This is a genomic window from Listeria farberi (assembly GCF_014229295.1).
In the GTDB taxonomy this organism is placed as follows: Bacteria; Bacillota; Bacilli; order Lactobacillales; family Listeriaceae; genus Listeria; species Listeria farberi.
The window spans coordinates 42,360-68,812 of sequence record NZ_JAARZL010000002.1 but is presented as its reverse complement, the minus strand read 5'-3'; the positions used below and the strand labels follow the sequence as shown (position 1 = coordinate 68,812).

Genomic DNA, 26,453 nt, shown 5'->3' with positions numbered 1-26,453 from the left:
AGTATACCACGAAAATTATCATTCTGCCGCTTTTCTTCGTTTTATTTTTTTGATTAAATCAATCAGTACGAAAACCGCAATCCCGCATGCGACAACTGTTGTAAGATACCAAGCCGGCCCAGATTCTGCGCGAACTCCAAGCCAATAAGTTACCGTTTTCGGATTAAAAAATGCAAAGCAAATCGCACAAAATGCAATAATTCGACCAATAATGGAATTTTCTCTCATAATAAGCGCATCTCCTTTTCTTTTATTATAACAATGGTTTAGAGGTAAATTCTTACTTTTTTGGTCCCAAAATTGTTCGCTTCATAACAAGTTTTGGTTTATCGCATAAAAAAACTATGACAAGCAGATACCCTGTCATAGCTATCTTAATTATTGGTCATATTTACGAGCGGTCCTCCTTACTTTCTAAAGCCTCTCACTAGAATGGACACCTATAATTTGACTGTTGTTGATGAATCTTTTTACAAGTTGGTAAGTTTTAAAATCCAGTCTAAAAATTGGTTCTAGTATTTCCACAGTAACTAATTCAACCACTCTCTTGTCCTTACTAATCGCCATTTCTTCCATAAAAGTGAGCATTCTATCTCTTAATGTATTATTAAAATCTTTTTCTGTTAACCTGAGATTCAATAACATCCAAAGTGCTGGAAAATAAAAATATGGAGAGTCTCCTAACTCCTCAGACCATTTTTTTGCTCACTACTTTTTGTATATTTGTTAATTTCTGGAAATAATTCGTCTACCGTTAGATTTATTGTTTCATAATGTAATTCCACTTTTGTTTTTCACCTCTATCCTTGAAAATAAAAGCGGTTTTTATTATTAATTTAAGATAAAAAAGGCCTCTGAATAAAATCCAGAGACCTTTTTGAAATGTCAGCTGATGCTTTCTTACATCATGCCGCCCATGCCACCCATTCCCATGTCAGGAACTGCTGCTGGGCCGTTTTCATCTGGTTGATCTGCTACAACAGCTTCCGTAGTTAACAGAAGTGCTGCAACGGATGAAGCATTTTGCAATGCGGAGCGAGTTACTTTTGTTGGATCAACAATACCCGCATCAATCATGTTTACCCATTCGCCGTTTGCTGCGTTGAAACCAACTCCGACAGCTTCGTGTTTCAAACGTTCTACAATAACAGAACCTTCAAGTCCAGCGTTATGCGCGATTTGGCGAACTGGTTCTTCTAGGGAACGAAGCACAATGTTAATACCAGTTTCTACATCACCTTCAGCTTCTAGTGCTGCTACTTTATTGTAAATACTTACAAGCGCCGTACCACCACCAGCAACGATACCTTCTTCTACTGCTGCACGAGTAGAGTTAAGCGCATCTTCAATACGTAATTTACGTTCTTTTAGCTCTGTTTCAGTTGCAGCGCCGACTTTGACAACAGCTACTCCGCCTGCAAGTTTTGCTAAACGTTCTTGTAATTTTTCTCTATCAAATTCAGAAGTAGTTTCTTCCATTTGCGCGCGAATTTGGTTTACACGAGCGCTGATTTGTGTGGAATCGCCTGCTCCTTCTACGATGGTTGTATCATCTTTTGTTACAACTACTTTGTTAGCTGTTCCAAGTTGGTCAACGGTAGCTGTTTTCAGTTCTAAACCTAGGTCTTCTGTGATTACTTGTCCACCAGTTAAAACAGCAATATCTTCTAACATTGCTTTACGGCGGTCACCGAAACCAGGAGCTTTCACTGCTACTACGTTAAATGTTCCGCGAAGTTTGTTTAATACTAGAGTTGCTTGAGCTTCCCCTTCAACATCTTCCGCGATAATTAACATTGGACGACCTTGTTGAACCACTTGTTCTAAAACTGGTAAGATTTCTTGAATATTGTTGATTTTTTTATCCGTAATTAAAATGTATGGTTTTTCAAGAACTGCTTCCATTTTGTCAGAATCAGTTACCATATAAGGGCTAGTGTAGCCACGGTCAAATTGCATACCTTCTACTACGTCTAATTCTGTTGCAAAACCTTTGGATTCTTCAATAGTAATAACGCCGTCGTTACCAACACGTTCCATTGCTTCTGCGATTAATTTACCAACTTCTTCATCACCAGAAGAAATGGCAGCAACTTGAGCGATAGACTCTTTGCTTTCAATTGGTTTAGAAATAGCTTTTAATTCTTCAATAGCTGTTGCTACGGCTTTTTCGATACCACGACGTACGCCTACTGGATTTGCTCCAGCTGTTACGTTTTTCAAGCCTTCTTGAATCATTGCTTGCGCTAAAACGGTAGCGGTTGTAGTTCCGTCCCCAGCAACATCATTGGTTTTAGAAGCAACTTCAGATACAAGTTTTGCTCCCATGTTTTCAAATGGGTCTTCTAATTCAATTTCTTTTGCAATCGTTACGCCATCATTTGTAATTAACGGAGAACCGAATTTCTTCTCTAAAACAACATTACGACCTTTTGGGCCAAGCGTTACTTTTACTGCGTTTGCTAATTGGTCGACACCACGTAACATGGCACGACGAGCATCTTCACTAAATTTAATATCTTTTGCCATTTTATATTTCCCTCCGATTATTTCTTTTTTTAAATTATTTAGTAATTGCTAAAATATCACTTTCACGTAAAATCAGATAGTCAGTTCCTTCGTATGTCACTTCTGTTCCAGAGTATTTTGCAAAGATAACTGTGTCACCTTCTGCAACTTCAAGCGGTTCTTTTGCTCCATTTTCTAGAACACGACCTGAACCAACTGCAATAATTTTTCCTGATTGCGGTTTTTCTTTGGCAGAGTCTGGTAATACAATTCCACTTGCTGTTTTTTCCTCTGCTTCAAGTACTTCAATTACAACACGATCTCCTAATGGTTTTAACAATGTAAATGACCTCCTCTGATATAATTAAATTTTTCATTTTAGCACTCGACACATTAGAGTGCTAATACAGTTATTATGATACCAAACTGAATAAAAATTGCAAGCAAAAACGTTTAAAAAACAGAAGAATTCTTATTTGCGGTAAAGCTAGATAACGAGTACAATAAGGAGAGCTATTTCCGCTTGCTCGAAGGAATTTAGCCGAAGTTTGTTTTTAGAAAGGATGCGTATTTTTTGGCTAAACGTTATATTACAATTGTATTAGTTTATTTATTATTATTATTTTCTGCGTCTGTTGGGATTCCAGTTGTTCAACATCTTTTACTTAGTACGACATCCCTTTCTCAAGAAGATGCTGCATCGTATGGAATGGTTATTTGGTCGATATTCTCTAATCTATTATCACTTGCGATTATTATTCCGATGCTCTACAGGAAACCGAAAGAAAATAAAATAGAACTTGGAGAAAAAACGAAACCGCTTCTGAGTATTGTTTGGATTATTGGAGGTGTCATTGGATTATACGTGGCACAAATTATTTGTAGTATTATTATTACAATGATTTCTGGGGATTTAAGTAATTCTGCAAATACGGAATTACTAGTTGATTTAACTAGATCAGCACCTATCTTCTTGATTTTCATTTCTGTTCTTGGGCCAATTTTAGAAGAGCTTGTCTTTAGAAAAGTAGTTTTTGGTGGACTAAGTAATGTGATGAATATTCATGTAGCTGCGGTTATTAGTTCGCTTTTCTTTGGATTACTTCACGGAGATATCTCCTTTTTACTTACTTATTTTGTTATCGGGCTAATTCTTTGTTTTCTTTATACGAAAACGAAACGAATTGCCGTTTCGATGGGTGCACATATTTTAATGAATACCATTGTTTTGCTCGTGAGTCTTGGAATCATTGGAGGATAATATGAAAAATTCATTGATAAAGCAAAGTTTTCTTTATTTTGCGCTTGGTCTTGTATTTGTCTATTTCGTTATTGTTCGAGTGGCTGAGTATGGTTATGACCTTGTTGCCTATATACTCATACTAATGATGTTAATTGATTTTGGTATTGGTATTGGCCTTATTATCACTGGGCTTAAAAGACGTAAAAAAAACCTGTAGAAAGTAAGTGTTGCTTACCTTCTACAGGTTTTTTTATTCTGTTTTCGCTGGATAGTTTTCTAGGAAATAGATTAACGTTTGTAATTCTGTTGTAAGATCGATATGGTGTACACGAACTTGTTTTGGAACGCTAATACGAGCTGGTGTAAAGTTTAGAATACCTTTCACATCTGCTTCGATTAAACGATCTACTGTTACTTGAGCTTCATCAGCTGGAACTGTCAAAATAACTACTTCCACACCATTTTCACGAACAATTTCTTCCATATCATTTAAGTGATAAATTGGAATGTCTTGTTGAACACTACCTACTTTCGCTGGATCCACATCAAATGCAGCAACGATTTTGATATTATTATTTTTCATGAAATTATAATGTAATAATGCTGTACCAAGGTTACCTACCCCAATTAGTGCAACATTTGTCTGTTTGTCTTGACTAAGTGTTTTACTGAAAAAGTCGAGTATGTAAGAAACGTTATACCCGTATCCTTTCTTACCTAAAGCGCCAAAGTACGAAAAATCACGTCGTATAGTCGCTGAATCAACTTTCACCGCTTCACTTAATTCCGCAGATGATACTCGTTCCTTACCTGATTCATCTAGGTATTTCAAGTAACGATGATATAATGGTAAGCGTTTTGCTGTCGCTTGTGGAATTTTTGTTGTTTCCTCCATCATGCCTTCTGTCCCTTCTTCTTTTAAATTTTTTCTGAAGTTGAAGCTGTTGTGAACTGTACTTCCTTTCACATGCTTGCTTATATACTATAAACATTTCACAAGGAATGCACAAACTTTTTGCTCATGATTTTCAAGCAATAGTTTGTCCTGCAAAATATCTAGTGTTTTCCTTCTTTTCCATTCTACGCTAAAATCACAAATAATGCGAGTGTTTTCACAATCTATCTTCTACGTGAAGCTTTTCTTCTCTCATTGCGATTACTTGGCTTTTAAGATAAACTAGTAAGGAGAACGTTCGAGGAGAGAGATTATGATATTATTACAAGTTCAGCAAATTTCTAAATTCTTCGGTGCAGAAGTTATTTTAGATAATATTAAATTAGAAGTAAAAACAGGCGACCGCATTGCCCTAGTTGGTCGAAATGGTGCAGGTAAATCTACCTTACTTAAAATTATCGCTGGAAAAATGAGTTATGATAGCGGAACTATTTCCAAACCTAAAAGTGTCGAAATCGGCTATTTGGCTCAAAATACCGGCCTTGAATCCACGAAAACCATTTGGAATGAAATGTTAAGTGTTTTTGATTCGCTTAGAAAAATGGAAGCAGATTTACGCAAAATGGAGCTCCGTCTCGGGGAACCTGAGCTTTATAATAATCCGGAAAAATATCAAGCATTGATGACCGATTATGATACCTTACAACATACTTTTAAAGAAGTTGGCGGGTATACGTATGAAGCAGAAATACGCTCCGTTTTAAACGGTTTGCGCTTTTATCCAGAAGATTATGAAGTAGAAATTGCCTCACTCAGTGGTGGGCAAAAAACAAGGCTTGCACTGGCTAAGTTATTACTCGCGAAACAGGATATTCTTGTTCTCGATGAACCGACAAACCATTTAGATATTGAAACATTAGCTTGGCTAGAAACCTATTTGCAAAACTATCATGGTTCTTTACTTATCGTTTCTCATGACCGCTATTTCTTAGATAAAGTCGTTAACCAAGTATACGAAATTAGTCGCACAAAAATTGATCACTATAAAGGAAATTACAGTTCATTTGTTAGTCAAAAACAAGCAAAACTAGAACAGATGTGGAAAGAATTCGATAAACAACAAAAACAAATTTCTAAGCTAGAAGATTTTGTCGCAAGAAATATCGTTCGTGCTTCTACAACGAAACGAGCTCAAAGTAGAAGAAAACAATTGGAAAAAATGGATGTACTCGCTCGACCTCAAGGCGATGAAAAAGCGGCTCATTTTGGCTTCCAATTTGAAAAGCAAACTGGTAAAGATGTTTTAATGGTAGATGAATTAAGTATTGGTTACACAAAAGACAAGCGCATTGCTTCCAATCTAACGTTCGAAATGAAACGTCAAGATAGTCTAGCGCTCGTTGGTCCAAACGGAATCGGTAAATCTACCCTTCTTAAAACACTCATTCGCGATATTCCAGCTCTTAGCGGTGAATTCCATTTTGGAGCAGGTGTCAAAATCGGTTACTATGACCAAGAACAAGCCAAACTAACATCAAATAAAACCGTTCTAATGGAGCTATGGGATGATTATCCAGAATTAAATGAAGTGAACGTTCGAACAACACTGGGTAATTTCTTATTTTCAGATGATGACGTGCTAAAAAATGTCCAATCCCTTAGTGGTGGCGAAAAAGCTAGACTTGCTCTTGCCAAACTTACTTTACTTGAAGCTAATGTACTTATTCTGGATGAACCGACCAACCATTTAGATATTGAAAGTAAAGAAGTTTTAGAAGCTGCTTTAATCGATTTTGAAGGGACAATTCTCTTTGTTTCTCATGACCGTTACTTTATTAACCGAATCGCTTCTAAAGTGGTCGAACTAGCTCCAGAGAAAGCGACTGTTTTCCTTGGTGATTACGATTATTACCAAGAAAAAATCGCCGAAGCAAAAGAACTAGCGCGCCTTGATAGAGAAGAACGTCGAAAAAAAGGAGAAGAGGTCGAAGCAACCGCATCTGTTAGAAAATTGAACTATCAAGAAGAAAAAGAACAACAAAAACTACTTCGTCAAAGAAAACGCAAACTAGAAGAAGTAGAAAAATCTATGGAAGAAACGGATGAAAAAATCGCCGAACTAGAGCTCCAATTAACCAAACCGGAAATTTTTCAGGACCATGAGAAAGCTTTTGAAATTACGCAAGAACTTGATGTGGTAAAAGCACGTGGTGAAAAACTGATGGAGGAGTGGGAGAAAGTAAGCGAAGAACTAGAATCTATGTAATCTACATAAAAAAGGAGCAAACTATGAAAAAGATTTTAATTATTTCTGGTTCAATTACCGTCGGGTTACTTGTAATTATTACTATTTGCGCGAGCTTTTATTTATATAGCTATGCACTATCTCGTGATAATTCAAGTATGAATGACAAACCAACTACAGATCAAACTACTGAAACAGCCAAACTTGCGAAAAAAAACCGAGAAGAAAATGTCGCTTGGATAAAAGAGCAACCACTCACAAAATGGACAGAAACCTCGGCAGATGGGTTGAAATTGGTCGCTAATTATTTAGAAGCTTCCACCCCTTCTAATACAACCATTATTTTAGCTCACGGTTATCGCGGAAAAAGCGGCAAAGTCGAAATGGCCGGTCTAGCAAGGATGTATCATCAAAAGTTCGGCTACAACGTATTAATGCCTGACGCGAGAGCTCACGGCGAAAGTGAAGGGGAAAATATAGGCTTTGGTTGGCCAGAACGTAAAGATTATGTTCAGTGGACGAAGCAAGTACTTGATAAAAATGGTGATGATACAGAAATTGTCCTTCATGGAGTTTCTATGGGTAGTTCCACCGTCTTGATGACAAGTGGCGAGAAACTCCCAAAACAAGTTAAAAGTATTATCGCGGATTGTGGTTATACTTCCATGGATGCCGAATTATCTTATCAATTAAAAGCAATGTTTCATTTACCAAAATTCCCCATTATTCCAACAGCGAGCCTCATAAATAAAGTAAAAGAAGGTTTCTTTTTCAGCGAAGCAAGTGCGGTTAATGCAGTAGCTAAAACTAATTTGCCTATTTTCTATATTCACGGTGATTCAGATGCATTTGTCCCTACCTCTATGATAGACGAACTATACGATGCAACAAAAAGTTACAAGGAGAAATGGATTGTAAAAGGCGCTGAACACGGTCAAGCGTTCACCGTTGATCCAAAAACATACGAAGAAAAAGTACGACAATTTTTAACTAAAACAATGTAAAAAACTGTAGGCAAAGTGATTTCTCGCTTTGCCTACAGTTTAAAGCATGTGGCATTTAATTCCGCATGTTTTTTTATATGTCCTCTAACAATAAACCTGGATTTGCATTCATATCATAATTGCTTCGTTTTCCTTGTAAGAAGCTAACTGTTCCTGCAGCAGCAATCATAGCCGCATTATCACCACATAATGATAACGGCGGGATAATCAGCTCGGTGTCAGGAAGTTCTAGTTTTACTTCTTGAATGAGCCGTTCTCTTAAACCTTGATTTGCCGCAACTCCTCCAGCAAGAAGCAATTGTTTCACTTTGTATTGTTTAGCTGCACGGATTGTCTTATTCACTAAAACATCGACTACACTTGCTTGAAAACTTGCTGCCATATCATGGGGATTTGGTTCATCACCGCGTTGCCTTAAATTATGCAGTGTATTTATAAAAGAAGATTTCAATCCACTAAAACTAAAGTCGAACGAACCATCATCCATCATCGCCCGCGGAAAATGAAACGTGTCTTCACCATCTTTAGCAAGTTTGTCTATTTGAACACCACCTGGGTAAGCTAAACCAAGTGTGCGCGCCACTTTATCATATGCCTCTCCAGCCGCGTCATCTCTTGTTTCCCCGATAACTTCAAATTCATTGTCTGCTTTCATTAAAACAAGTTCCGTATGCCCGCCACTAACAACTAATGATAACAGTGGAAAATTAAATGCTGTTTCAAAACGATTCGCATAAATATGTCCAGCAATATGATGGACACCAATAAGAGGCAAATTATGCATAAAAGCAAGTGTTTTTGCAGCATTGACACCAATTAAAAGCGCCCCAACTAAACCAGGCCCTTCCGTTACCGCCACCCCGTCCAAATCGTCCATCGTTACATTTGCTTGTTTTAAAGCTTCTTCAATCACAATAGTAATTTGTTCCACATGGTGTCGTGATGCAATTTCTGGAACCACTCCGCCAAATCGCTTATGACTTTCAATTTGTGAAGCCACCACGCTAGATACTATTTCACAGCCATTTTTTACGACAGAAGCGGCTGTTTCATCGCAGCTTGATTCTATCCCAAGAATTAATGTATTTTTTTTCATAAGTCCACCCACATCACTAGCGCATCTTCTTTCGTATCCGGATAATAGTTTTTCCGAATGGCGCCGTCTTGAAATCCTAATTTTTTGTAAAGCCCTTGTGCTACATTATTGGAAACACGAACTTCTAGTGTCATCCGAATGGTACCACGCTCTTTTGCTATACGAATCATTTCTCGTAAAAGCGCCTCACCATAATGGTTACCTTGAAAATCAGGATGAATCGCAATATTCGTAATATGTCCTTCATCCAGCACGAGCCAAACACCTGCATACCCCACTACTTGATTCTTGTATGTCGCAAGTAAATAATAAGCATATTGATTAATTATAAATTCATTCCGAAAAGCTGCTTCTGTCCAAGGTACCGTGAATGCAGCGTTTTCTACCTTCATAATACTCTTCAAGTCAGTCACGGTTGCTTCTCGAAATAACAAAGCCGCTTCCAAACTCACTCAGAACCCCTCGCTTCTAACCATTTACTTTCCGCTTCTGCAAGTTTTAAATAATCTGGAACAAAATTATCTGCTGATTCACCGATCAAATTCTCTGCCAACTTTACAAGAGAACTAGCACGCGAGTAAGAATAATCTGCCTGAGCAAAAATCGCTCGTTCTCCAAGAACTTCCATTACAGTAAAGCAAATTTGTTCCGTTAATGTTCCTATAAATAAAATCGTATCCGTCCCATGTTTTAACTGTTCTAATAAATCAGTTAGCGCAGTATGGCTATCCGCTATCAGATTCTTCATTTCGCCATGATTCGCTTGATAAACACCTGCATAAACATTCAAACGACGGGCATCCATCAAAGCAACTACTTTTCCAGGGAAATATAAGCCATTTTCTGCTAAAAGTGCTAAAGAGGAAATACCAACAATCGGAATTCCCGCATCCCATGCCATTGTTTTAGCTACGGTTACGCCGATTCGAAGCCCTGTATAAGAACCTGGGCCTTTTGCAACAGCAATTTTTTCTAAATCAGTAGGTTTTACGCCGCATTCTTCCATCAAAGCAGCAATTGCTGGAAGTAAGCGCACACTATGATTTTTTTTCAAATTTGTTGTATATTCTCCTAAAACGACACCCTTATTAAAGAGTGCTATCGTCATTGTATCTGAGGACGTATCCATCCCAAGTATCATTTGCCAAAAACCTCCATTGCAAGTTGCTTGTGTCTTTCGCCAAATGGTTTAACAACCATTTTGCGTGTATTCTCATCTATATGAAAAAGTTTAATTTCCAAATATTCTTCTGGTAAATCTTCACGAACAAATTGTGCCCATTCAACCACACTAACACCAGCTCCGTAAAAATACTCCTCCAAACCGAGTTCATCAGCTGACGTATCTTCTAAGCGGTATACATCCATGTGGTAAAGAGGCAAACGCCCTTTCTTGTATTCACGGATAATGGTGAATGTTGGGCTTTTAATCATTTGCGGAATCAATAGACCTTCACCAATTCCTTTTGTAAAAGTCGTTTTCCCGGCCCCAAGATCACCTTCGAGTAAAATCACATCTCCAGCTACAAGTTTTTCACCAAGTTGTCTTGCAAGAAGTCTTGTCTTTGCTTCACTTGCCATTATTAATTCGAATTCCATTCCCTCACCCGTCCATCATTTTCTCTACATATCATACCACAAAGCTGTACCAAAATAAAAAGCAAAAAACGTAACGACTTATAAGCCGCTACGTTTTTAAAGTAGATTAATAATTAGATTCAGTTAAATCCATTCCACCATACATTTGAGTGGTAATTTCTGTAATAATTTTATTTAATTCTTCACTAGAAATAATTTGATCTTTTGTTGGGAAATCATCAATAGGTACAAATTTTTCTGCTTTAGTTTTCGTAGTAAAGCTAATTGATTCTGGAGAATTTCCATCTGATTTTTCTTCTATTTTTGTTTTCAAAGTTAGCGTATCTAATGTATTTTCTTTTCCAGATTTCAGCGATACTTTCATATCAATTGTGGTGTTTTTATTTTCTTTTAATTTTTTAGAAGCATCCTCTAGATTTGTTTGAAGTTCTGTGTAGGAAGCATCAAAATCTGTTACTGATTCAGAACCTTGACTCTCTACTAATACTTTGAAATCTGCTTTAACTTTTTCGTCGTCCATTAGTTTTGCAAAGTCTGTACACATCTTAGCAAAATCCGCATTTTTAAGCGTGACACTCACTGTTCCATCTTTCGCTTCTTTAAAACGTTCTTGGTCTAAGCTACTAAAATAATTGTCCAATAGTTTTGTTGTTTTTTTATTTAAGTTTTTTGCTGCAGCTTCAAATTTCTTCGTATCAACAGCTGTTTCCGCTTTACCTTCGCCAGTTAAAGAACTCGTTAATTCTTCTGAACTGATATATTTGTTTTTTAAATCTGGGTACTCAGTATTAATTTTTGACCACATTCCACCAGTAACTTGGTCTAAATAACTAAGTAACGATTCATCAGGCTGTACAATGGTTTTAAGTGGTATATATGTATTACCAGTTTTTGAATCCACTAAGAAATCTAAATCAACTGAAATCGGAAATAAGTTGTTAGTAGACGTGATATTTAATTTTGCTTCCGCCTTATCTGACTTTTTATCCGTGGAAGATGTTATTGAAAATTTAATATCTTTCAAAATACCTAATGTTTGCGCACTAGAATCACTCTTTGCCATTTGAATATCTGTAACTGCAAACGAAGTAGTATAAGTAGATTGGTCCGGTACATTAGCCCCGTTTTTTATTGCTTGAACAAATTTCCCTTGTGGTGTTTTTGCTGCTTTTTCTGCTGGGCTCTCTCCACAAGCACTAATTACAAGCGCTAAAGCTAACAGAATTGAAAATAAAATCCCTTTTTTCATCTTTTTCCTCCTGCTTAGTTAATATACTAAAACTAACACAATTTGGATATAGAAAACAAGCAAATCCCCAATAATTCACTAGTCTGACACAATTTCAAATAAAAAAACGTGCCCAAAGAACAGGCACACTTTTTATTTTGGAGTCACTTTTAAGGAAGTAGCATTTTCAGAAATTTTCCCAGGAGCAGGAGAAGTCACATTCGTGCCTTGGGGAAAAACAGCTTTAACAGTGTCCCCGTCTTTAATATCAGCTAATTTTATCGCTTTACCAGTCGTTTCATTTGTCACAGCTGTATTACTATTAACAGTTACAATAAGTTCACTTGCATAATTATTCTTCTCGCCGCTCCATGTTAACGTGCCATTTACTGTTAGTTCACTATTATTTTCTAACAAACTAGCATCCGTTACTGTCCCATCAAGCACTAAATATGGAACCTCCTCTTGGTTACAGCCTGCTAAAAATAATACGCTGAGTATAATGGGTATAATTATCTTCTTAAAACCTGCCATTCTCGTTCTCGTCCTCTCTGAAGCTTATCGTTCTTTCTAGCATAGCATTTACACCAATCTCAGGCAATCGTTTTCTTATTTTCTTAAACAATTCTTATACACCCATCAAAATCCCACTAAAAGCCGCCAACAAGCCAAATATGTATGTTAATCCCATATAGGAAAATAATACACGATAATTCGTTTTCCATTTTAGTTCCATGCTTTCTAGTTTGAAGGTCGAAAAAGTAGTATATCCCCCCATAAATCCAGTGCCTAAAAAAAGCTGCCAACCTGGTCCAAGTGCAGAAGAAACAACAAACCCCAACAAAAATGACCCTGTTATATTAATAAAAAATGTCGCATAAGGAAAGTTAGTCTTCCATTTACTTTTAACTAATACAGAAATTCCGTAACGTAAAATCGCACCAAGGCCAGCTCCAAAACCAACGAGTAAGAAATTAACCAACATGATGCGAACCTCTTTTCAAAAGCTTATTACTAAATATATTACCGAGCTTCACCATAGCGAGCCCTCCCATTAAGCTAACAAAAACATAACCAATCGCAAAAAACATTTCACCCTTTTGGATTAGTTGAATCGTCTCCACACTAAATGCCGAGAACGTAGTGAAAGCACCAATAAAACCTGTTCCAATTCCATTTAAAAGCACTAAGGAAATACCCGTTTTCCCCGCTAAAAACCGCATTAAAAAAGCTAACAAAAAACAACCAATTAAATTAACTGTTAACGTTGCATAAGGAAAACTTCCGCCACCAAGCAATAAATTCATCGCATAACGGCACATCCCACCTAATGCACCAAAAATTCCCACATATAAAAAATACATCTTTTAAAATCCCACCTCACAAAAAAACGCCCTGAAATATTTCATTCCGGGCAGCAGCCTTTTCCTATTTCTTCTATACTATAACGCAAAACATTCCAATTATTCAACTCACTGGAAGTCGAAGGATGGTCTTCATTTTTTCTGGGTCTACTTTACGTGGATCGCTTAAATAAATTTCGTGATGTTTACGAGCAGCCCCCGTATCATTATGAAGCCCTTCTGTTTCCATGAATTGGTGCATTTCCGCGACCGTTTTCACTTCTTCACTAAAAGGACCAATATGCATCATTTGTACACATTCCCCTTCTTCAAAACGAATCAATTTCACACGACTCGTATCAACATCAGGCTTTTTCTTCTTAGCAAGCTCTTTCGCCCATTCCACCACTTCTTCGGTGACAAAGTCTGGTTGTCTAAGAATAGATGTCCAAAGCCACGCATCTCTGTCCTTTAAATCAAACTTCTCTTCAGACCACCAAAAACCTTCCAGCGGCGGTACAACAAAATCCGCATAACCATCCAAACGCGTCTCGCCCATCTTGCTCATTTTAATCGTGTACGCAATCGCATAAAGAGACTGCACCGCCTTTTGGTATTCTTCACCATCCGGGTCACCTTTCCCATCCACCATCAAAAAATTCATTTCTGGTACAAAAATACGCTCTGGTTTCCTTTTAGGTGCATAGAATTTCTTTTCCTCTTTTTTAAAATCAATTTTCTTTTCAGTCATTTGAATTCCTCCTCGTTCATCCATTTTGGTATTAGCTTTTGAAAATTATCATAACTAGTTGCCATTTTTACTGCAAAATTTATTAACTTCTCTAAATTACGTGATTTATCTTGTCCTGCCTAACTAAGAGCTGATATATTATGTATTATTGTATAAAGTGCATAATGCTCCCAAAAAATCTGCAATTTCTTCCTTCCCAATATATCTTAAAATATTTCCTTTCGCATCTGATGTTTTTAATTTCTCCATCTGATATTTTCTAGTAACTGAAAATCCTTTTTTATCTTAGAAATCTTTTTTTCATTATGTATCATTTTTAGCTGGGATACTTTCATTATTAACTCTCCCTATGATTAAAGTTAGTACTACTTATTATACAAGAAGGTGTTTACTTTTCCCTAGGTATATTGCTAGATTTTATTGACAAAATAACAGAATCAATATTATAATTAGTTTTGCTACGCATACGCGGTCGTGGCGGAATCGGCAGACGCGCTAGGTTGAGGGCCTAGATCGCATAATAGCCCGCTTTAGACCGGAATTAAACAACTCACACACAGTTATATATAGGGAAAACATAACGCGCCTACAAATTTATGAGGGGTGTTTTTTTATGCGAAAAAAAGAGCTAACACAACAGGAACTTGCGTTACTCGGTGAAGTGTCTGTTTATTCAGACGAAGAAGTTGTTGAAATGTTTATTAAATCACGTTATATTAAGAACGTGCGCCCATCGACACTGAAATTTTACGAAGTTGGACTGCATACTTTTAGACGCTCACTAGATGATTTATCTATCGAGAAAAGGTTTACGGAAATTACTGCACCTGATATTCACTGCGTTATTGAACTTTGGATGACGAGGTTAAAAACGACAAGCATAAACAGTAAACTGAGTTGTATAAGGGCATTTTATAACTTTTTATACGAACAGAGGTTAACTGCGACCAATGTTGCGGAAAAAGTGCACAAACTGAGAGTACGCCGTAAAATATATGAAACATTAGAACGCAATGAAATTAAATTAATTGTGCGCGAGTTCAAGAAAAAAAATACATTCCGCGCATTTCGAAACTTGACAATATTTCAACTGTTGCTTGATACCGGAATACGTATTAATGAATGCTTGCATATTAAAGTTGATGATGTGCATGAGGATTATATAGTAATTACAGAGACTAAAAACTTAAGTCAACGCGTCGTATATCTATCTGGGGATATGGTTGCACGCTTAAAAATATATATAAAAGTTCGTGGACAACTTGCTACACCGTTTCTATTTGTTAATATTGAGAATGAACGGTTGCGCTCACGTACTTTTCAGGAGCATTTGAAGTCAATTACAATACTAAGCGGGGTTAAAAAAAATGTAAGTCCACACATGTGCCGACGTACTTATGCAAAGCAAGCCGTACTTGCGGGTATTGATCCATTCAGTTTGGCTTCGCTTTTGGGGCATAACTCAATCGAAGTGACGAAGCAGTATGTGCAACTTTGGGGGAGTGATTTAAAAAACCAGGCGAAGCTAAAGGCAGATTACGGCGATATATTTAAATAAGGGTGAAAGAAACTACGTTTTAAATCTAATTATTACGTGGTTTCTTTTTTGATATTTTCTCGCTTATTTGCGAATAATAGTTGACAATTATATACGTTATAACGTATAATGTAATTATAAACAAACCACACATTTAAAGGAGCGATTTTATTATGTTATTAGAAGAAATTAAGGTAAACGATATTTTTTGCACAAGTTGGGGATACGAACAAACAAACGTAAGTTTCTGGCAAGTAGTTAAGCGCACACCTAAAAGCGTTACACTCCGCCCTATCAAAAAACGCATTGTAGAAATTCACTCAAATATGAGCCGCAGTGAAATGCCAATCCCCCACGAATTCACAAGTTCCGCATTTAGCAATAAAGAAGATTACTCCATTACAAAAATGATTAAAGGCGGCGCAACAAAGGACGCATTGCCGGGTTACCACGGTTGGGACGATTTTGTCCGCTACGAAGAAGGCGAAGCGTTAGAATCAAGTAGTTGGTATTAAAAAGCTTGACTTTCATATACGTTATAACGTATAATATAAATATAGAAAGGAGTTGAAAACGTGAGCAGATTGTTAGAGGACATAAAAACCGTTCTCGAAATCGTCACCCTCGCAGTTGCCCTAGTAAAGCTTAGCGAGAAAAACGATAACAAAAACGGTTAGTAACTTGGCAAGCGGGTCGAAATTGACTCGCCTGCTCCTCTAATAAATTTTAGCACGTGACGCTATGAAAAAGCAAACAAAACAAGCGATTTGGCTGGCGCTGGCAGTTATTGCCGTAAACGGTTTAGCGACTTTCTTCTATAATATTGTCGCGACTTCTATCGCAATTATTGTGACGCTAGCCTGCCTCGTAGCCCTGCTGAAAATTAGGCGGTGATTAATCGTGAAACCGAAAACAAGCGCGGCACAACGGCGTGCTGCTGATGAATGGGACGCAAAACACAAAGAAAACAGGCAGTACCGAGTGGCGAAGTCGACCGCTAAGCGTTTTATAACAACACTAGCAACTGCGGAAGATCTTGCGCAAGTCAGAGCGTGGCTGGACGAGCGCAACTCTGATGACGGAGCGCAATCGCAATAATACCAATGAGTGCCTGCGTGTCGATTGATGCGAGCTCTGGCGGGATTTTGTGTATAAAAGAAGCGGCTTTAGCTAATTCTTTAGCAGAAAAATGTTGCATATTTGAGCTTTCTGGTATAAAATTGAGTTGGTTTTGAGTTACGCATTGCGCGTAAACTGTATTTCGACTCATGTTGGCGCATGGGTCTTTTTCTTTAAAATTAGACGTTAGATTCAATGTAAGTAACCTCGCTTTGCTGTTCGATTTCTTGGCGTTCTAGCAACGGATAAATGCCCTTTTCTTTCAATGTTTCATAAATGAATAGGCGTCCGGTTTGCGTCCAATATGTGTGGCTACTAGTGCCGCCGTCAGGTCGAGCATATGTTTTACTGTGCGTATAGCCTTTATCGGCGTATTTTTGGTGTAAAAACCAAGTGCCGCTAAGATTGTACTGAATACCATAATCGCATAGTAAACTGTTTAAATGGCGTGCGGAGAAGCCATAATCTTTGGCGATTTCCGTGACCTTAATAAGTGAAGGACTTTGCAGAACTAAATCGTAATATTGCGCTTTTGGTTCAAGTTCGGCAAGCTGGGAAATCATTTGTTGTTGCTGTTGGTTGGCGATTTCAAGTGCACGGCTCATAATCATTTCAGGCGAATTCCAAGCGGCTTCAACTGCTAAGAAGTAGCGGCGTGCTTGTTTACCTTTCTCTGTGCGCTGTAACATTGAAATTTCTTTCGCCATTGGTAGTTTAATGTGGTGGTCGAGTATTTCCGTATACGGATTCTTAGGATTTTTGGTGGCTCTTTTTTGAGCAACCAATATAAAGTCAGTGTTTTCAACAAATCCGTACTCAATCATGCGCGGGAACCAATCTTTATATTTTGTTTTGACCTCGAGAAATTCGTGTAGATCTCGGGCACTTACAATAATATCTCCACTTTCGTTTTGGTGTGTTGCTACTAATTCTTGCATTTGCATCTTCCCTTTCTAATTTGAATTATTTATGTAAACAGATGTAAGCTGTTACTTCCATATTAGTACAATACCATCAGTTGATTGATTAGTCAATGAACAAGTTATCTTTCTTTTGATTTTTTAGTCAACAAATAATACAATGTGTTTAAGGAGTTGATTTACATGAACTACTATAATCAGGAGTTAAAAGACTTGATTGATAAATCCGGTCTTTCTTTAAAGGATATAAGTGAAGCTTCCAATGAATACGATACCCCCGTTACTGTTTCGTACCTCAGTAAGTTAAAGAATGGGCATATGCCGCCACCTTCTTTCAAAGTTAGTTATACGTTGGCAACGATTTTAAACGGAGATCCTTCTAAATTACTAGCACTAGGGGTTGTCGACAGACAAAACGAAGAAATTCTCGAATTGATGAATCTTCTTGAGGAAAGAAACCCAGAAATGTCTTCTGAAGAAATATTTGAAGAAGCTTTTAGGGTGGTACGTAATCCGCTTTATTACACTAACGATAATGGCTCTTTCACCAGATATACTTTTTCTGACGGAAAAATTTCAGCAGAATTTATCTCGAATTCAGATTAAATGTCTTTTTGTAGTGCATCGAAGTCATTTTCGTGCTAACTTTAACATTATTATAGTCTGTTGTCAACTTTTTCTGTAGTTTTTATTGATATTTTGTAGTGGATGCGCTACAATTGAAACGGAGGTGGCGCGTTATGATTCGTAATAGATTGTCTGTATTAATAGCTGAGAGAAATCTAAAAATAAGTAGAGTTGCTAAAGATACAGGTATCTCGAGGTCTACTGTAACAGCGATAGCCCAAAATGACAGTAAAATGATTCAAATAGATACAATTGATATTTTATGTAGGTACTTGGAGGTAGCTCCAGAGGATTTTTTTGAGTACAGCCCGATAAATTTCGATATTTCTATATATACGAATGAATTTAAAATAGAAGATTTTTTGATAAATTATGAAATCACAGACTTCAAATTTGAGCTCTTTATAGATGTTGAAAAAGGAGCGACAAAACAAACTATTTCTTTATCAGGTGGTTTAAACAAACGTTGCTTTTTCAGTATAGAAGAAAATGATTCTTTAAATCTCGAGCTAATTTATGATCAAATTGATGAAGAAATCCTGTTTAGGGACGTTATTTTCGAAAGTTTAAGTAAACCGTTTAAGCTCCAATTTATTGATAGGTTTGAGTCTGCCATTGCTAACGAAGTGAAAAAAAATTTTGCTCAGTCGTTGGTGAAAATGAATAATGATATAAGTGAAAATGATGAATCCACACTTCTTGATAAGTTAACTAAAAAAACACTCTGTATTGAGTACCCTCCCGTTTTCTCGCCAACATTATAAGAGCTTAAAAGCGCCTTACTGCGATAGTAAGGCGCTTTTTCTATGCTATAATAATTCATTTGTGATTTTCGAGTCTAATGCAATTCTAGCTTCGTACATATTATCGGTTAGGAACGCATCTTTTTGACGCCCTTTCCAGCTTTCTGTGCTGCCGATATATTCCGCAAGTAGCAGATCCGCCATGCGAATAAGTAGTGGGTCGCCGACTTTGATGCCGTGTGTTTCCGTCATTTCTTCGATAAACTGCTTCCGCCATTCAAGCGAAAGCTCACCCCTTTTTGCTTCTTTCATTAGCGCGGATAGTTCTTTCTCCAATTCATCGCGCCATAATTCGTCGTTAATCATTTTCGCCCCTTTCCCATCGCATATAGACACGCACAAGCTTCTTTGCTGCTATGCTAATATGTTCGCTAATTGTTGCGTGTGCAATTCCGTATAATTCTTCTATGTCGCAAACAGTGTGACCGTTGACCAATCGCTCCCATAGAAGCAAGCGTTGTCGTTGTGTGAGTTTCGCTTCTACAATTGCTTGTTCTAGCGTCAATTTATCGTCGATCGCTTCGGCAAAGTCGCAACCTAATAAGTCGTAATCCTCGATTTTTTGGTACCTTAGCAATACTTGCAAGGGCGAAGTATATACGTTTAGAGTTGCCGTAATTAAGCCCCCTTTTCAAGTTCAGCGATTAAATCATTCAAATAAAACTGTGCTTTCTTCAAGTCTTCAATACCGTTTTTATGTTCATAGCGAGAAACGTATTTAAGTATATTTCCTGCGGCATAGCTCGGATAATCTTTTACTTTTGCTTTAATGTAGCCAAGCGTTTCAATGCCTCCTGTGTTATAGTGTGCTGGATTGTTTACGTTGTCGTTATTTTCGTTTTTCATATATACTCCTCCGGCAGATAATACTTTCATCATATTTGCAGCGTCATCGTACCATTTTGCAACTTCATCTTGCTTTGCTTTGTATTTTTCAATTGGGGTATCAATGTAAATTCTTTCGCAGTACCCTTTCGAGGCAAATGTGAGATCCGTGTCACATTCCTTTATCACAACAGTGTTATCTTTAAATACCTCCCAAGCATTATTTTCGGTGGCTTTTTCAACTTCATTCCACTTATAGCCTTCCGCTTCCAGCTCAGCCATCAACGCATTATACTCTTCTTGTGTTTCTGTATGATATAGTTTCATTCGCGGGTTCCTCCTTAGGCGTTTCTTTTTATTATTGAATATTGTTCTAGGCGCAAAATATGCAGCTATTAAAATCCCAAAAGCCGTACTGAACATAATAATAGAAATTGTTCCCATTAATCGCAGTCCTATACAATCGTGTAAGACGCAAAAGTTTCGACGCCGTCTTCGCAGATAACTTTACGCTTTTCTAAGTGTTGTAACGCAGGTAGCCGCCCTTTATCTGCTGCATCTTTTACATAGTAGTACATATTTTTAAATCCTTCTGTGTTGTCCGTATGGAATTGAATATTGTGAAAAGACACATTAAAATCAACTAAAAACTTAATTAAATCATATCCGTTCATATTGTAGTCACCTAAATCATGGTCAAGCGAAATTAAATCAATTTCAGGGTGTTCATTTAGCGCATACCACTCAAGAAAATTCTCTGCGGTAGTAAACGCCTGATCATATTTTTCTGGTGCTTCCCGTAAATCATCGATAAAAATATTCATTCAACAATTCGCCACCTTCCACTTTTTCGTCCAAACTCGTAAGCATTTGTTTTATTTGACATAGCAACATCGAACTTATTGCCCTTAATTGCGCCGCCTCGATCTCGCACAATTGCTTTTATTACCTGCCCATCCACTTCTATTTCTAATACTGTGTCAAACGGAATTTCAGGCGGAGCGGCAACAATTTGATAGCTGTCATAATAAAGTGAGTCACATAAGTTATCGCCTTTTGCTGTAACTGTTCCGCCCTGTAGTGCATTGTTTGCCGGGTAGTACGCCGTAAATTCACCCGTTTGCCAAGTAGTTTCCCCGTCATTTTCGGACGTTTTTGTAATTTGAGTCTTATTAGTTGGTTCGTCATTTACCCGTGAATTTAAACGCTCGATTTCCTTATCGCGTTCAGATAATACGTCCTTTAATTCGGCTACTTGTCGGCTTTTAACCTCACTGTTCACCCGCCATATTTGCGCATTTGGAGCTAGTTCCACAGATAACTGCGCAGCCTCTTTCGAAGGTAGCTGTGGACTTATGCCTGTCGAAAGCGCTGTTGTCAGCATTATACTTGCGATAAAAGTTTGAATAGTTAGCCTCCTATATGTTTGCTAATAATGCTTCAATAGCAGCCACATTTGCGCCGCCAACATGACGCTTAACCTCGACAATTTGTCCTTCGTCTGTGCTGCGGTATAAAATCAATGTTGGCGTTGACTGCACACCACAGGCGCGGAATACTTCTTCGCCGTCTATCTCTAATTTTCGTTTTTCAAATACAACATTTTGCGGTAGTGTAATCTGTTGCAAGGCTAGTCCTGTCAATACGCAAGGGCTACAGTTGTCTTTACTAAAAAGCGATAGTATGTAATAACTTTTCATTGTTATACGTCTCCTTCGTCGTCTGTTATTGCAACCATTCCGCAAAGTAGTCCGACGGCTAGCGCAACAAGCACGAATGCATTTGCCGGAATTTCAGCAATTAAGCCGAAAAGTGTTCCGAGCCAACCAATACCGACTAACACCACGTAAACAAATGCGGTAAATAACAGCCAAATAAGTAAAAATAAAGAAATTTTATGTATATATTTCATTAAATCAGTCCTTCCCTGATTGCTTTATAAAGCGCCAGTGAGCACGCATCGCTTTCATCATCGCTTTCAAAGTCACCATCGAACCCGGTCCATTTGCGAACAGCTTCTGCAACTTCTTGCTTGGACGCTTTGCCATTTCCTACTACCGTCTTAAAATGCGTGCCTGGCGTGATAGGCTCGTCCGTGTATGTTAAGTCGAACACATTAAGCGCCTGATCTACCGCAGCCCAAGCACTAAAAACGGGTGCATTCTGCTTCCATGTACGCCCCTGAAAGAGCTCGCGGACCACAAAATCAATTCCTTTGCCTCGATTGCGTTCGATAAAATGAACAGCCCAAGCGTAAACGATTGACGCTCTTACTGCGGCAGAATCCTTTGTGGTCGTTTTTATGTTGCTCTTATCTATAATAGTCGCTTGTCCGTTGCGAATTTCAACTAAGGCAACGCCGGGCTGCCCCAGTGAAATATCGAACGCCAAAATTCGCTTTGGTTTAGTCATTTTCGCTGTTTCCTTTCACAGGCTCATAGATAGCTATGTATTCATCTTCCCAGCTATCAAAATAATTTTTACCCTGTATTTCGAGGTCAATAAAGAAATCACCGTCGTAATTTGAGTGTAGTTCAGTAACTCGGCGAGTCCAGCAGCCGACTCGCGCATCGAATTTATTTATTAACACAACATCGTCAACTTGAGGTTCTCTATCGACTTTTACATACATTTTGTCTTCGTATGGAATAAAACTAGGTGTAATATTTCCAGTAATTTGCTTGGCTGATACCTCTTCACTTTTTGTCAGCTCGCCAAATTCTATCGTAATATTAACTGGGATATTTAGCGTAATTTTACTTTTTGTCATTTGAACCCCTTCTTTCTATTAAGTCTTCGTATGCGTCCATTAATTGGGTTTTCACGTAATCAGGTTGCCCCGACGCGCGTACACGTCGCACATACGCACGAACCTCCGCCACTTCTTCGTCAGTTAAATACTCGGCAGTCGCATCTTTAAAATTATTAAAGGTCCACGAATCAAGTTCGAATGCAGGCGCTTGTTTCGAGTCCACAGCGTCAAGAACCTCAGTAAAATAGTCGAAGAGTTCACTACGGTCGTTGTCGTCGATTTCAATGCCGAAACATTTTAGGTCTGGCGCTTCTTTAAACGTTTGGAACCAACTTTTTTTGCTCAAATTAACGTACAAAATTAAGTAGTAATCAAGCGGTGCACCCGTGTTTGGATCGCGATACATGTGCGAATAAGCAACCGTTTGTTTAATATGTTTTTCGTCGGCTTGGCGCATACTGTAGTCGCTTGTTTTACTATATGTAGTTTGCTTCGATTTTATTTCGAGTCCAACTCTGTGTTGCTTTCCGTCTGAGTCCGTATATAACATAATGCCATCGCACGTTCCGTATAGGTTAAATTTGTGGTTGTTGTGTGCGACAGGAACGCATTTTTTTGCGAAGTCCTCAAACATAGGTGTTCCGTCGACGTTCCGCTCAAACACAAACGCGGGTTTCTTGCCAGTCATGTTTTCGAAGTGCTTTTCAATAAATAGTAAATCACGTTGAATCATGTCACCAGTTGCAGTTCCAATAGTGGTCCATCGTTTTTGGTGCGGGGGTTGTCCGCAAATATCGCGTGGAGCTCCATCAATTTTTAAAAATAATTCGTGTTGACTGCTGCCGCTGCTCGATGGACTAAAATACGGTACATTTCTTTCGGGCCAAACTTTCGGAGGCTTGGTATACCATCTGTGAATTTGTGAATCTAGTTGATCGTCCCAAATTTCAGGCAAGCTGTGATATTCATTTAGTAACTTGATAAAATCATTAGCAACTTTTTGTACATTTAAAATCAAACTTCGCCACCCTCTTCATTAATAATTTCTTTTGCATACTCAATCCAAGAGTGCACTTGTCGCAAATCTGTTTCGCCTCTCTCTCTTGCAATATTAACAACAGTAATGGCATCTGAAATACCTTTCTCATATCCTTTTTCGAATTCTGTTTTATTTTTCATCCCAAAAACTCCTCTCTAATGATATTTGCTGAATAGCCATATTCAAGTAATTTGTCATATGTATTAGGGGCGATGATACCTTGAAAATCCTGCGTAAAAACATTTAAGTCAGACAGCTCCACTGCCCTAGATGCCTTAGACGACTCCCCATAAGCAGCTATAACATGAAGAAGCTCCGCGGTGGTCAGCTCAATAACATGTTTTTTGTTCATATCTAACTGGATTTTATCGTATAAAGGATTCAAATTCCCAGCTCCTTTTTCACATGTAATAACTTGTCACGAAAGTCGTTACTCATTGTGGCGGTATCTTGTTCGCTATTTAGCCGCTTCTTCAATACGTCAGTAAGCTGCTTTGTTGTTGCGCTACTAATACGCCCCGCTAAGTCGGTTCTGCTGCGGAATGTTCGAACAATAACTAGCTCCAAATGCTCGCCTGTTTCAGAGCGGCGAACAATAAAACGCTCTTTGACTTTGCTAAAATCTTGGTACGTTTGAAGTACGTCAATTACCTCGTAAGATTCTGTTTCGCTAATAATCAAATTTCCTTTTGTTTTCAACATTTCTAAATCAGTATTTTCAAGTTTTAATTTTGACATTTAGTAGCCTCTTTTCTCCGTGAATTCTTGCCAGCGAATCGCTTCGCCCCAACGTTCCATATATATTTCAACGTCGCTTTCGTTTTCAACGCCCTCAAGCAGGTAGGACTGCGTCATTACTTCGACTAGTTTATCGCGCTCATGTTCCGTAATGTCAAGCGGGGCTTCAATAAGTATCTCATCGTGAACAGTTGCAAGTTGTTTAAAATCGCGCCCGTTCTGCCTCCACTCGGCTAACATTTCGCACATTTTATTCATTGTAATTTTTGTCTGTATGGCAGCTTCTCCTTGAATTGGTGCGTTGGTACTTTGTAAAAGCGGTCGGAAGTCTCCTTTTAATGCGTCAGGTAAACGCCTTTTTCGACACTCTTTGCCGATCCAAACATAGCCATATCGTCGAACAAAATCGCGTTGTGTTTGCGCCCATCGTTTTAACCGAGGCATTTGATGACCTAGTTTTTCCTTTAGTTCATGCGCTTCATGCGTTGAAATGCCCAGCTGTTCGCCCATTGTGCGATCGCCCGTGCCGTAAATATAGGCAAGAAACCCTGTTTTGGCGCGCTTTCGCTCGACACTATCTTTACCAATTTCGTCGTATTCTTTGTGATAGGCAATTGACGCTAATGCTATGTATGGGTCTTTGCCTGAATTAAACGCATCTAAAAGAAATGGCTCTTGTACTTTCGCGGCGGCTATACGTCCTTCCTGATTTCCGAAATCAAGCCCAACTATAACTTTGTTTTTTGGCGTTAATATTAAATCTCGCGCATTTTTAGGTAGATTTTGAGCGTTAAATCCTTTAGTTATTTGAGAAGCATCCAACTCATCATCCTTTGAAGAGCTACTTAACCGCCCAGTCACAGTACCATTGGCATGATATTTGGGATGTAGTCGTCCGGTTGCGGGCTCTATTAATTCAGGAAGTTTTTTTATATACGTATTATAAAGTTTATCTACATGTTTATACGTTAGATATTTTTTTATTAATTCAAACTTTTTCGCAAGTGGCTTTAAAACTTTTTTTGCGTCAACACTTGGCAGCACCTGCCCAGTTACTTTTTCTAATTCGGGTTTTAGTTGTATAGGACTATTTATGTTAATGCCATTAAGTTTTTTTGTAAGTTCTAACTCTAAAGTTTTTGCTTCTGCGTGAAGTTTTTCTGCGTAATTTGCGGCGTATTCAATATCAACAACAAACCCAGTAGACTCTGTATCTAAGATCGTCGAAACAAACGGCATTTCCACCTCAAAAAAGTATTTTTCAATTGAAGGGTACCGTTTAAGGTGTTTTAGTTGGAAGTCCATTAATTTCTTAGTTACATCGGAGTCTTTTATCGCATAAGCGGCGGCAACATGCAGGTCTGACACTTCATTAAATCCCTTATTTCCGAATAAATCTTTATATGTTAGTGAGGGGATTTTCAAGTATTTAGTTACCAAGTCTTTCAATGCGAAGCTTGGCTCGTTTTCATTTAGCATGACCATCGCAGGCATTGTGTCAAAGTATAAATTTTTTAGTGAAATCCCTAAATCATTCGCTAAAATCGCCTTATCAAAGCCCCCATTATGTGCTACTTTTTTTACGGTTGCATTTTCGTAAAATGGTTTCAGCTTTGCCGCGACATAATCCCCGTCTAGCTGTAGCTCATCTGTATCGTGCTTTACAGGAATATACGCATGCACATCTGCGGCATAACAACCCAAAACATGCCCGACCAAGCGGTCTTGATACACATTTGTGCCTGTTGTTTCTACGTCAAAAATCATTATATTTTCCTTGCTCATCAGGTTTAGGAACTCATTAAGTCGTTCCTTCGTCTGTATAAGCCAATAGTTTTCGGGCATATTTGCAACCATATTATCAAGTATTTCCTGCTGCTTGATTGCTTTAACTTCGGGATAAATACGTTTAACTTCTGCTTTACTGAGTCTGCTTCCTTTTGCAACTGCGGCAGGATCACGCCCCACTTTACCTGCTTCCATTGCCTCTTTTACTTCTGCGATTATACGTAGATCGGAGGGTGTATTATTAAGCGAATCAATACGCTGCCACGCATCTTCTAGCGTCTCTATGCTTGCTTTTTTGCGCCCAGCAGCTGCATTCAGTGCCGACTTACAGGCAGAATCCTCTTTTTTATTAAGCGTTAGTTTGATTTTTGGTGCCATGCGGAACCTCCTACA

Annotated in this window: 37 protein-coding genes and 1 pseudogene; 9 read left to right on the top strand and 29 right to left on the bottom strand. The window is 38.1% G+C overall.

The annotated features are described in order from the left end of the window. Positions 1-18 precede the first annotated feature (18 nt). The 3 genes from HCB38_RS07940 to groES all read right to left on the bottom strand — a co-directional run bounded on the left by HCB38_RS07940 (position 19) and on the right by groES (position 2,848). Entirely contained in the window at positions 19-228 is a 210-nt protein-coding gene (locus HCB38_RS07940; protein ID WP_003763314.1) for a hypothetical protein, read from the bottom strand. Between the two features lie 672 nt (positions 229-900). After that, complete coding sequence (groL, locus tag HCB38_RS07935) at positions 901-2,529, bottom strand: chaperonin GroEL (protein WP_185319245.1); 1,629 nt, start codon at positions 2,527-2,529, stop codon at positions 901-903. 34 nt (positions 2,530-2,563) lie between these two features. After that, positions 2,564-2,848: a co-chaperone GroES gene (groES, locus tag HCB38_RS07930; protein ID WP_185319246.1), complete on the bottom strand. Its 285-nt coding sequence runs from the start codon at positions 2,846-2,848 to the stop codon at positions 2,564-2,566. Between the two features lie 234 nt (positions 2,849-3,082). On the opposite strand from groES, the gene HCB38_RS07925 reads away from it, so the two are divergent. Together HCB38_RS07925 and HCB38_RS07920 are read left to right on the top strand one after the other, a co-directional pair. Continuing rightward, complete coding sequence (locus HCB38_RS07925; protein WP_185638177.1) at positions 3,083-3,769, top strand: CPBP family intramembrane glutamic endopeptidase; 687 nt, start codon at positions 3,083-3,085, stop codon at positions 3,767-3,769. Position 3,770: 1 nt separating this feature from the next. Continuing rightward, positions 3,771-3,975 (top strand): annotated as a pseudogene (locus HCB38_RS07920) (DUF4305 domain-containing protein). Between the two features lie 26 nt (positions 3,976-4,001). Here the strand turns inward: HCB38_RS07920 and HCB38_RS07915 are convergent. Next, positions 4,002-4,649 (bottom strand): redox-sensing transcriptional repressor Rex, encoded by a 648-nt coding sequence (locus tag HCB38_RS07915; protein ID WP_003722329.1) that lies wholly within the window; start codon positions 4,647-4,649, stop codon positions 4,002-4,004. Between the two features lie 310 nt (positions 4,650-4,959). On the opposite strand from HCB38_RS07915, the gene HCB38_RS07910 reads away from it, so the two are divergent. Beyond that, on the top strand, positions 4,960-6,912 hold the full coding sequence (locus HCB38_RS07910) for an ABC-F family ATP-binding cassette domain-containing protein (protein ID WP_185319248.1): 1,953 nt from the start codon (positions 4,960-4,962) through the stop codon (positions 6,910-6,912). 23 nt (positions 6,913-6,935) lie between these two features. Further along, a complete protein-coding gene (locus tag HCB38_RS07905; protein WP_185618253.1) occupies positions 6,936-7,895 on the top strand; it encodes an alpha/beta hydrolase in 960 nt (319 codons plus the stop codon). A gap of 73 nt (positions 7,896-7,968) precedes the next feature. Here HCB38_RS07905 and tsaD read toward each other — a convergent pair whose 3' ends face one another. The 9 genes from tsaD to HCB38_RS07860 form a co-directional block, all read right to left on the bottom strand. Beyond that, positions 7,969-8,991 carry a tRNA (adenosine(37)-N6)-threonylcarbamoyltransferase complex transferase subunit TsaD gene (gene tsaD, locus HCB38_RS07900; protein WP_185319250.1) on the bottom strand — a complete coding sequence of 341 codons (1,023 nt, stop codon included), beginning with the start codon at positions 8,989-8,991 and terminating at the stop codon, positions 7,969-7,971. Beyond that, positions 8,988-9,443, bottom strand: a complete 456-nt coding sequence (gene rimI, locus HCB38_RS07895) for a ribosomal protein S18-alanine N-acetyltransferase (protein ID WP_185319251.1) — start codon at positions 9,441-9,443, stop codon at positions 8,988-8,990. Before rimI ends, tsaD begins: the two co-directional genes overlap by 4 nt. Then, positions 9,440-10,132 carry a tRNA (adenosine(37)-N6)-threonylcarbamoyltransferase complex dimerization subunit type 1 TsaB gene (gene tsaB, locus HCB38_RS07890; RefSeq protein WP_185319252.1) on the bottom strand — a complete coding sequence of 231 codons (693 nt, stop codon included), beginning with the start codon at positions 10,130-10,132 and terminating at the stop codon, positions 9,440-9,442. The genes rimI and tsaB overlap by 4 nt, the downstream gene beginning before the upstream one ends. Then, positions 10,129-10,590: a tRNA (adenosine(37)-N6)-threonylcarbamoyltransferase complex ATPase subunit type 1 TsaE gene (gene tsaE / locus HCB38_RS07885; protein WP_185638175.1), complete on the bottom strand. Its 462-nt coding sequence runs from the start codon at positions 10,588-10,590 to the stop codon at positions 10,129-10,131. The genes tsaB and tsaE overlap by 4 nt, the downstream gene beginning before the upstream one ends. 106 nt (positions 10,591-10,696) lie before the next feature. Then, complete coding sequence (locus HCB38_RS07880; protein ID WP_185638173.1) at positions 10,697-11,839, bottom strand: Lmo2079 family surface lipoprotein; 1,143 nt, start codon at positions 11,837-11,839, stop codon at positions 10,697-10,699. Positions 11,840-11,971: 132 nt separating this feature from the next. Beyond that, the gene (locus HCB38_RS07875; protein WP_185319255.1) at positions 11,972-12,352 is read right to left on the bottom strand and encodes a hypothetical protein; all 381 of its coding nucleotides are present in this window, start codon (positions 12,350-12,352) and stop codon (positions 11,972-11,974) included. Positions 12,353-12,446: 94 nt separating this feature from the next. Continuing rightward, on the bottom strand, positions 12,447-12,803 hold the full coding sequence (crcB, locus tag HCB38_RS07870) for a fluoride efflux transporter CrcB (protein ID WP_185319256.1): 357 nt from the start codon (positions 12,801-12,803) through the stop codon (positions 12,447-12,449). Beyond that, positions 12,793-13,182, bottom strand: coding sequence for a fluoride efflux transporter CrcB (gene crcB, locus HCB38_RS07865; RefSeq protein ID WP_185319257.1), 390 nt, complete (start codon positions 13,180-13,182; stop codon positions 12,793-12,795). Before crcB (HCB38_RS07865) ends, crcB (HCB38_RS07870) begins: the two co-directional genes overlap by 11 nt. Before the next feature lie 103 nt (positions 13,183-13,285). Continuing rightward, positions 13,286-13,912 (bottom strand): GyrI-like domain-containing protein, encoded by a 627-nt coding sequence (locus tag HCB38_RS07860; RefSeq protein WP_185319258.1) that lies wholly within the window; start codon positions 13,910-13,912, stop codon positions 13,286-13,288. A 613-nt stretch (positions 13,913-14,525) separates the two neighbouring features. Between HCB38_RS07860 and HCB38_RS07855 the strand changes: the two genes are divergently transcribed. The 3 genes from HCB38_RS07855 to HCB38_RS07845 all read left to right on the top strand — a co-directional run bounded on the left by HCB38_RS07855 (position 14,526) and on the right by HCB38_RS07845 (position 16,343). Then, the gene (locus HCB38_RS07855; RefSeq protein ID WP_185638171.1) at positions 14,526-15,470 is read left to right on the top strand and encodes a tyrosine-type recombinase/integrase; all 945 of its coding nucleotides are present in this window, start codon (positions 14,526-14,528) and stop codon (positions 15,468-15,470) included. A 152-nt stretch (positions 15,471-15,622) separates the two neighbouring features. Then, positions 15,623-15,964 carry a hypothetical protein gene (locus HCB38_RS07850; RefSeq protein ID WP_185352204.1) on the top strand — a complete coding sequence of 114 codons (342 nt, stop codon included), beginning with the start codon at positions 15,623-15,625 and terminating at the stop codon, positions 15,962-15,964. 226 nt (positions 15,965-16,190) lie between these two features. Beyond that, positions 16,191-16,343, top strand: coding sequence for a hypothetical protein (locus HCB38_RS07845; RefSeq protein ID WP_185638169.1), 153 nt, complete (start codon positions 16,191-16,193; stop codon positions 16,341-16,343). 151 nt (positions 16,344-16,494) lie between these two features. Here HCB38_RS07845 and HCB38_RS07840 read toward each other — a convergent pair whose 3' ends face one another. Both HCB38_RS07840 and HCB38_RS07835 read right to left on the bottom strand, forming a co-directional pair. Further along, entirely contained in the window at positions 16,495-16,764 is a 270-nt protein-coding gene (locus HCB38_RS07840) for a hypothetical protein (protein WP_185638167.1), read from the bottom strand. Further along, positions 16,748-17,506: a phage antirepressor KilAC domain-containing protein gene (locus tag HCB38_RS07835; protein ID WP_185638165.1), complete on the bottom strand. Its 759-nt coding sequence runs from the start codon at positions 17,504-17,506 to the stop codon at positions 16,748-16,750. The genes HCB38_RS07840 and HCB38_RS07835 overlap by 17 nt, the downstream gene beginning before the upstream one ends. 165 nt (positions 17,507-17,671) lie before the next feature. On the opposite strand from HCB38_RS07835, the gene HCB38_RS07830 reads away from it, so the two are divergent. After that, a complete protein-coding gene (locus HCB38_RS07830) occupies positions 17,672-18,094 on the top strand; it encodes a helix-turn-helix domain-containing protein (RefSeq protein ID WP_185638163.1) in 423 nt (140 codons plus the stop codon). Between the two features lie 134 nt (positions 18,095-18,228). Continuing rightward, positions 18,229-18,879, top strand: coding sequence for a helix-turn-helix domain-containing protein (locus tag HCB38_RS07825; protein WP_185638161.1), 651 nt, complete (start codon positions 18,229-18,231; stop codon positions 18,877-18,879). 45 nt (positions 18,880-18,924) lie between these two features. Here the strand turns inward: HCB38_RS07825 and HCB38_RS07820 are convergent, their stop codons facing one another. The 14 genes from HCB38_RS07820 to HCB38_RS07755 all read right to left on the bottom strand — a co-directional run bounded on the left by HCB38_RS07820 (position 18,925) and on the right by HCB38_RS07755 (position 26,438). After that, positions 18,925-19,224: a hypothetical protein gene (locus HCB38_RS07820; RefSeq protein WP_185638159.1), complete on the bottom strand. Its 300-nt coding sequence runs from the start codon at positions 19,222-19,224 to the stop codon at positions 18,925-18,927. Next, positions 19,217-19,495 (bottom strand): helix-turn-helix domain-containing protein, encoded by a 279-nt coding sequence (locus HCB38_RS07815; RefSeq protein ID WP_185438706.1) that lies wholly within the window; start codon positions 19,493-19,495, stop codon positions 19,217-19,219. The genes HCB38_RS07820 and HCB38_RS07815 overlap by 8 nt, the downstream gene beginning before the upstream one ends. A 41-nt stretch (positions 19,496-19,536) precedes the next feature. Next, positions 19,537-20,070 carry a DUF3310 domain-containing protein gene (locus tag HCB38_RS07810; protein WP_185638157.1) on the bottom strand — a complete coding sequence of 178 codons (534 nt, stop codon included), beginning with the start codon at positions 20,068-20,070 and terminating at the stop codon, positions 19,537-19,539. Between the two features lie 128 nt (positions 20,071-20,198). Beyond that, a complete protein-coding gene (locus HCB38_RS07805) occupies positions 20,199-20,567 on the bottom strand; it encodes a cyclic-phosphate processing receiver domain-containing protein (RefSeq protein ID WP_185638155.1) in 369 nt (122 codons plus the stop codon). After that, complete coding sequence (locus tag HCB38_RS07800; RefSeq protein ID WP_185638153.1) at positions 20,564-21,127, bottom strand: 3D domain-containing protein; 564 nt, start codon at positions 21,125-21,127, stop codon at positions 20,564-20,566. Before HCB38_RS07800 ends, HCB38_RS07805 begins: the two co-directional genes overlap by 4 nt. Before the next feature lie 34 nt (positions 21,128-21,161). Next, a complete protein-coding gene (locus HCB38_RS07795; protein ID WP_185638151.1) occupies positions 21,162-21,386 on the bottom strand; it encodes a thioredoxin family protein in 225 nt (74 codons plus the stop codon). A 59-nt stretch (positions 21,387-21,445) separates the two neighbouring features. After that, the gene (locus tag HCB38_RS07790) at positions 21,446-21,655 is read right to left on the bottom strand and encodes a hypothetical protein (RefSeq protein ID WP_185638149.1); all 210 of its coding nucleotides are present in this window, start codon (positions 21,653-21,655) and stop codon (positions 21,446-21,448) included. Beyond that, positions 21,655-22,155, bottom strand: coding sequence for a crossover junction endodeoxyribonuclease RuvC (locus HCB38_RS07785; protein WP_185638147.1), 501 nt, complete (start codon positions 22,153-22,155; stop codon positions 21,655-21,657). Before HCB38_RS07785 ends, HCB38_RS07790 begins: the two co-directional genes overlap by 1 nt. Beyond that, positions 22,148-22,513: a hypothetical protein gene (locus tag HCB38_RS07780; RefSeq protein WP_185638145.1), complete on the bottom strand. Its 366-nt coding sequence runs from the start codon at positions 22,511-22,513 to the stop codon at positions 22,148-22,150. Before HCB38_RS07780 ends, HCB38_RS07785 begins: the two co-directional genes overlap by 8 nt. Next, positions 22,500-23,228, bottom strand: a complete 729-nt coding sequence (locus tag HCB38_RS07775) for a hypothetical protein (RefSeq protein WP_185638143.1) — start codon at positions 23,226-23,228, stop codon at positions 22,500-22,502. Before HCB38_RS07775 ends, HCB38_RS07780 begins: the two co-directional genes overlap by 14 nt. Before the next feature lie 281 nt (positions 23,229-23,509). Then, a complete protein-coding gene (locus tag HCB38_RS07770) occupies positions 23,510-23,674 on the bottom strand; it encodes a hypothetical protein (RefSeq protein ID WP_185638142.1) in 165 nt (54 codons plus the stop codon). After that, positions 23,671-23,919, bottom strand: coding sequence for a hypothetical protein (locus tag HCB38_RS07765; protein ID WP_185638140.1), 249 nt, complete (start codon positions 23,917-23,919; stop codon positions 23,671-23,673). The genes HCB38_RS07770 and HCB38_RS07765 overlap by 4 nt, the downstream gene beginning before the upstream one ends. Then, positions 23,916-24,272: a hypothetical protein gene (locus HCB38_RS07760; RefSeq protein ID WP_185638138.1), complete on the bottom strand. Its 357-nt coding sequence runs from the start codon at positions 24,270-24,272 to the stop codon at positions 23,916-23,918. The genes HCB38_RS07765 and HCB38_RS07760 overlap by 4 nt, the downstream gene beginning before the upstream one ends. Beyond that, on the bottom strand, positions 24,273-26,438 hold the full coding sequence (locus tag HCB38_RS07755) for a DNA polymerase (RefSeq protein WP_185638136.1): 2,166 nt from the start codon (positions 26,436-26,438) through the stop codon (positions 24,273-24,275). Between the last annotated feature and the right edge of the window lie 15 nt (positions 26,439-26,453).

What these genes read in the sequence shown, in the direction of transcription:
- HCB38_RS07940 (WP_003763314.1), bottom strand. Translation starts at nt 228, where the DNA reads ATGAGAGAAAATTCCATTATTGGTCGAATTATTGCATTTTGTGCGATT.
- groL (WP_185319245.1), bottom strand. Translation starts at nt 2,529, where the DNA reads ATGGCAAAAGATATTAAATTTAGTGAAGATGCTCGTCGTGCCATGTTA.
- HCB38_RS07915 (WP_003722329.1), bottom strand. Translation starts at nt 4,649, where the DNA reads ATGATGGAGGAAACAACAAAAATTCCACAAGCGACAGCAAAACGCTTA.
- HCB38_RS07910 (WP_185319248.1), top strand. Translation starts at nt 4,960, where the DNA reads ATGATATTATTACAAGTTCAGCAAATTTCTAAATTCTTCGGTGCAGAA.
- HCB38_RS07905 (WP_185618253.1), top strand. Translation starts at nt 6,936, where the DNA reads ATGAAAAAGATTTTAATTATTTCTGGTTCAATTACCGTCGGGTTACTT.
- tsaD (WP_185319250.1), bottom strand. Translation starts at nt 8,991, where the DNA reads ATGAAAAAAAATACATTAATTCTTGGGATAGAATCAAGCTGCGATGAA.
- tsaB (WP_185319252.1), bottom strand. Translation starts at nt 10,132, where the DNA reads ATGATACTTGGGATGGATACGTCCTCAGATACAATGACGATAGCACTC.
- tsaE (WP_185638175.1), bottom strand. Translation starts at nt 10,590, where the DNA reads ATGGAATTCGAATTAATAATGGCAAGTGAAGCAAAGACAAGACTTCTT.
- HCB38_RS07880 (WP_185638173.1), bottom strand. Translation starts at nt 11,839, where the DNA reads ATGAAAAAAGGGATTTTATTTTCAATTCTGTTAGCTTTAGCGCTTGTA.
- HCB38_RS07875 (WP_185319255.1), bottom strand. Translation starts at nt 12,352, where the DNA reads ATGGCAGGTTTTAAGAAGATAATTATACCCATTATACTCAGCGTATTA.
- crcB (WP_185319256.1), bottom strand. Translation starts at nt 12,803, where the DNA reads ATGTTGGTTAATTTCTTACTCGTTGGTTTTGGAGCTGGCCTTGGTGCG.
- crcB (WP_185319257.1), bottom strand. Translation starts at nt 13,182, where the DNA reads ATGTATTTTTTATATGTGGGAATTTTTGGTGCATTAGGTGGGATGTGC.
- HCB38_RS07860 (WP_185319258.1), bottom strand. Translation starts at nt 13,912, where the DNA reads ATGACTGAAAAGAAAATTGATTTTAAAAAAGAGGAAAAGAAATTCTAT.
- HCB38_RS07855 (WP_185638171.1), top strand. Translation starts at nt 14,526, where the DNA reads ATGCGAAAAAAAGAGCTAACACAACAGGAACTTGCGTTACTCGGTGAA.
- HCB38_RS07850 (WP_185352204.1), top strand. Translation starts at nt 15,623, where the DNA reads ATGTTATTAGAAGAAATTAAGGTAAACGATATTTTTTGCACAAGTTGG.
- HCB38_RS07845 (WP_185638169.1), top strand. Translation starts at nt 16,191, where the DNA reads ATGAAAAAGCAAACAAAACAAGCGATTTGGCTGGCGCTGGCAGTTATT.
- HCB38_RS07835 (WP_185638165.1), bottom strand. Translation starts at nt 17,506, where the DNA reads ATGCAAGAATTAGTAGCAACACACCAAAACGAAAGTGGAGATATTATT.
- HCB38_RS07830 (WP_185638163.1), top strand. Translation starts at nt 17,672, where the DNA reads ATGAACTACTATAATCAGGAGTTAAAAGACTTGATTGATAAATCCGGT.
- HCB38_RS07825 (WP_185638161.1), top strand. Translation starts at nt 18,229, where the DNA reads ATGATTCGTAATAGATTGTCTGTATTAATAGCTGAGAGAAATCTAAAA.
- HCB38_RS07820 (WP_185638159.1), bottom strand. Translation starts at nt 19,224, where the DNA reads ATGATTAACGACGAATTATGGCGCGATGAATTGGAGAAAGAACTATCC.
- HCB38_RS07810 (WP_185638157.1), bottom strand. Translation starts at nt 20,070, where the DNA reads ATGAAACTATATCATACAGAAACACAAGAAGAGTATAATGCGTTGATG.
- HCB38_RS07805 (WP_185638155.1), bottom strand. Translation starts at nt 20,567, where the DNA reads ATGAATATTTTTATCGATGATTTACGGGAAGCACCAGAAAAATATGAT.
- HCB38_RS07800 (WP_185638153.1), bottom strand. Translation starts at nt 21,127, where the DNA reads ATGCTGACAACAGCGCTTTCGACAGGCATAAGTCCACAGCTACCTTCG.
- HCB38_RS07790 (WP_185638149.1), bottom strand. Translation starts at nt 21,655, where the DNA reads ATGAAATATATACATAAAATTTCTTTATTTTTACTTATTTGGCTGTTA.
- HCB38_RS07785 (WP_185638147.1), bottom strand. Translation starts at nt 22,155, where the DNA reads ATGACTAAACCAAAGCGAATTTTGGCGTTCGATATTTCACTGGGGCAG.
- HCB38_RS07780 (WP_185638145.1), bottom strand. Translation starts at nt 22,513, where the DNA reads ATGACAAAAAGTAAAATTACGCTAAATATCCCAGTTAATATTACGATA.
- HCB38_RS07775 (WP_185638143.1), bottom strand. Translation starts at nt 23,228, where the DNA reads ATGATTCAACGTGATTTACTATTTATTGAAAAGCACTTCGAAAACATG.
- HCB38_RS07770 (WP_185638142.1), bottom strand. Translation starts at nt 23,674, where the DNA reads ATGAAAAATAAAACAGAATTCGAAAAAGGATATGAGAAAGGTATTTCA.
- HCB38_RS07760 (WP_185638138.1), bottom strand. Translation starts at nt 24,272, where the DNA reads ATGTCAAAATTAAAACTTGAAAATACTGATTTAGAAATGTTGAAAACA.
- HCB38_RS07755 (WP_185638136.1), bottom strand. Translation starts at nt 26,438, where the DNA reads ATGGCACCAAAAATCAAACTAACGCTTAATAAAAAAGAGGATTCTGCC.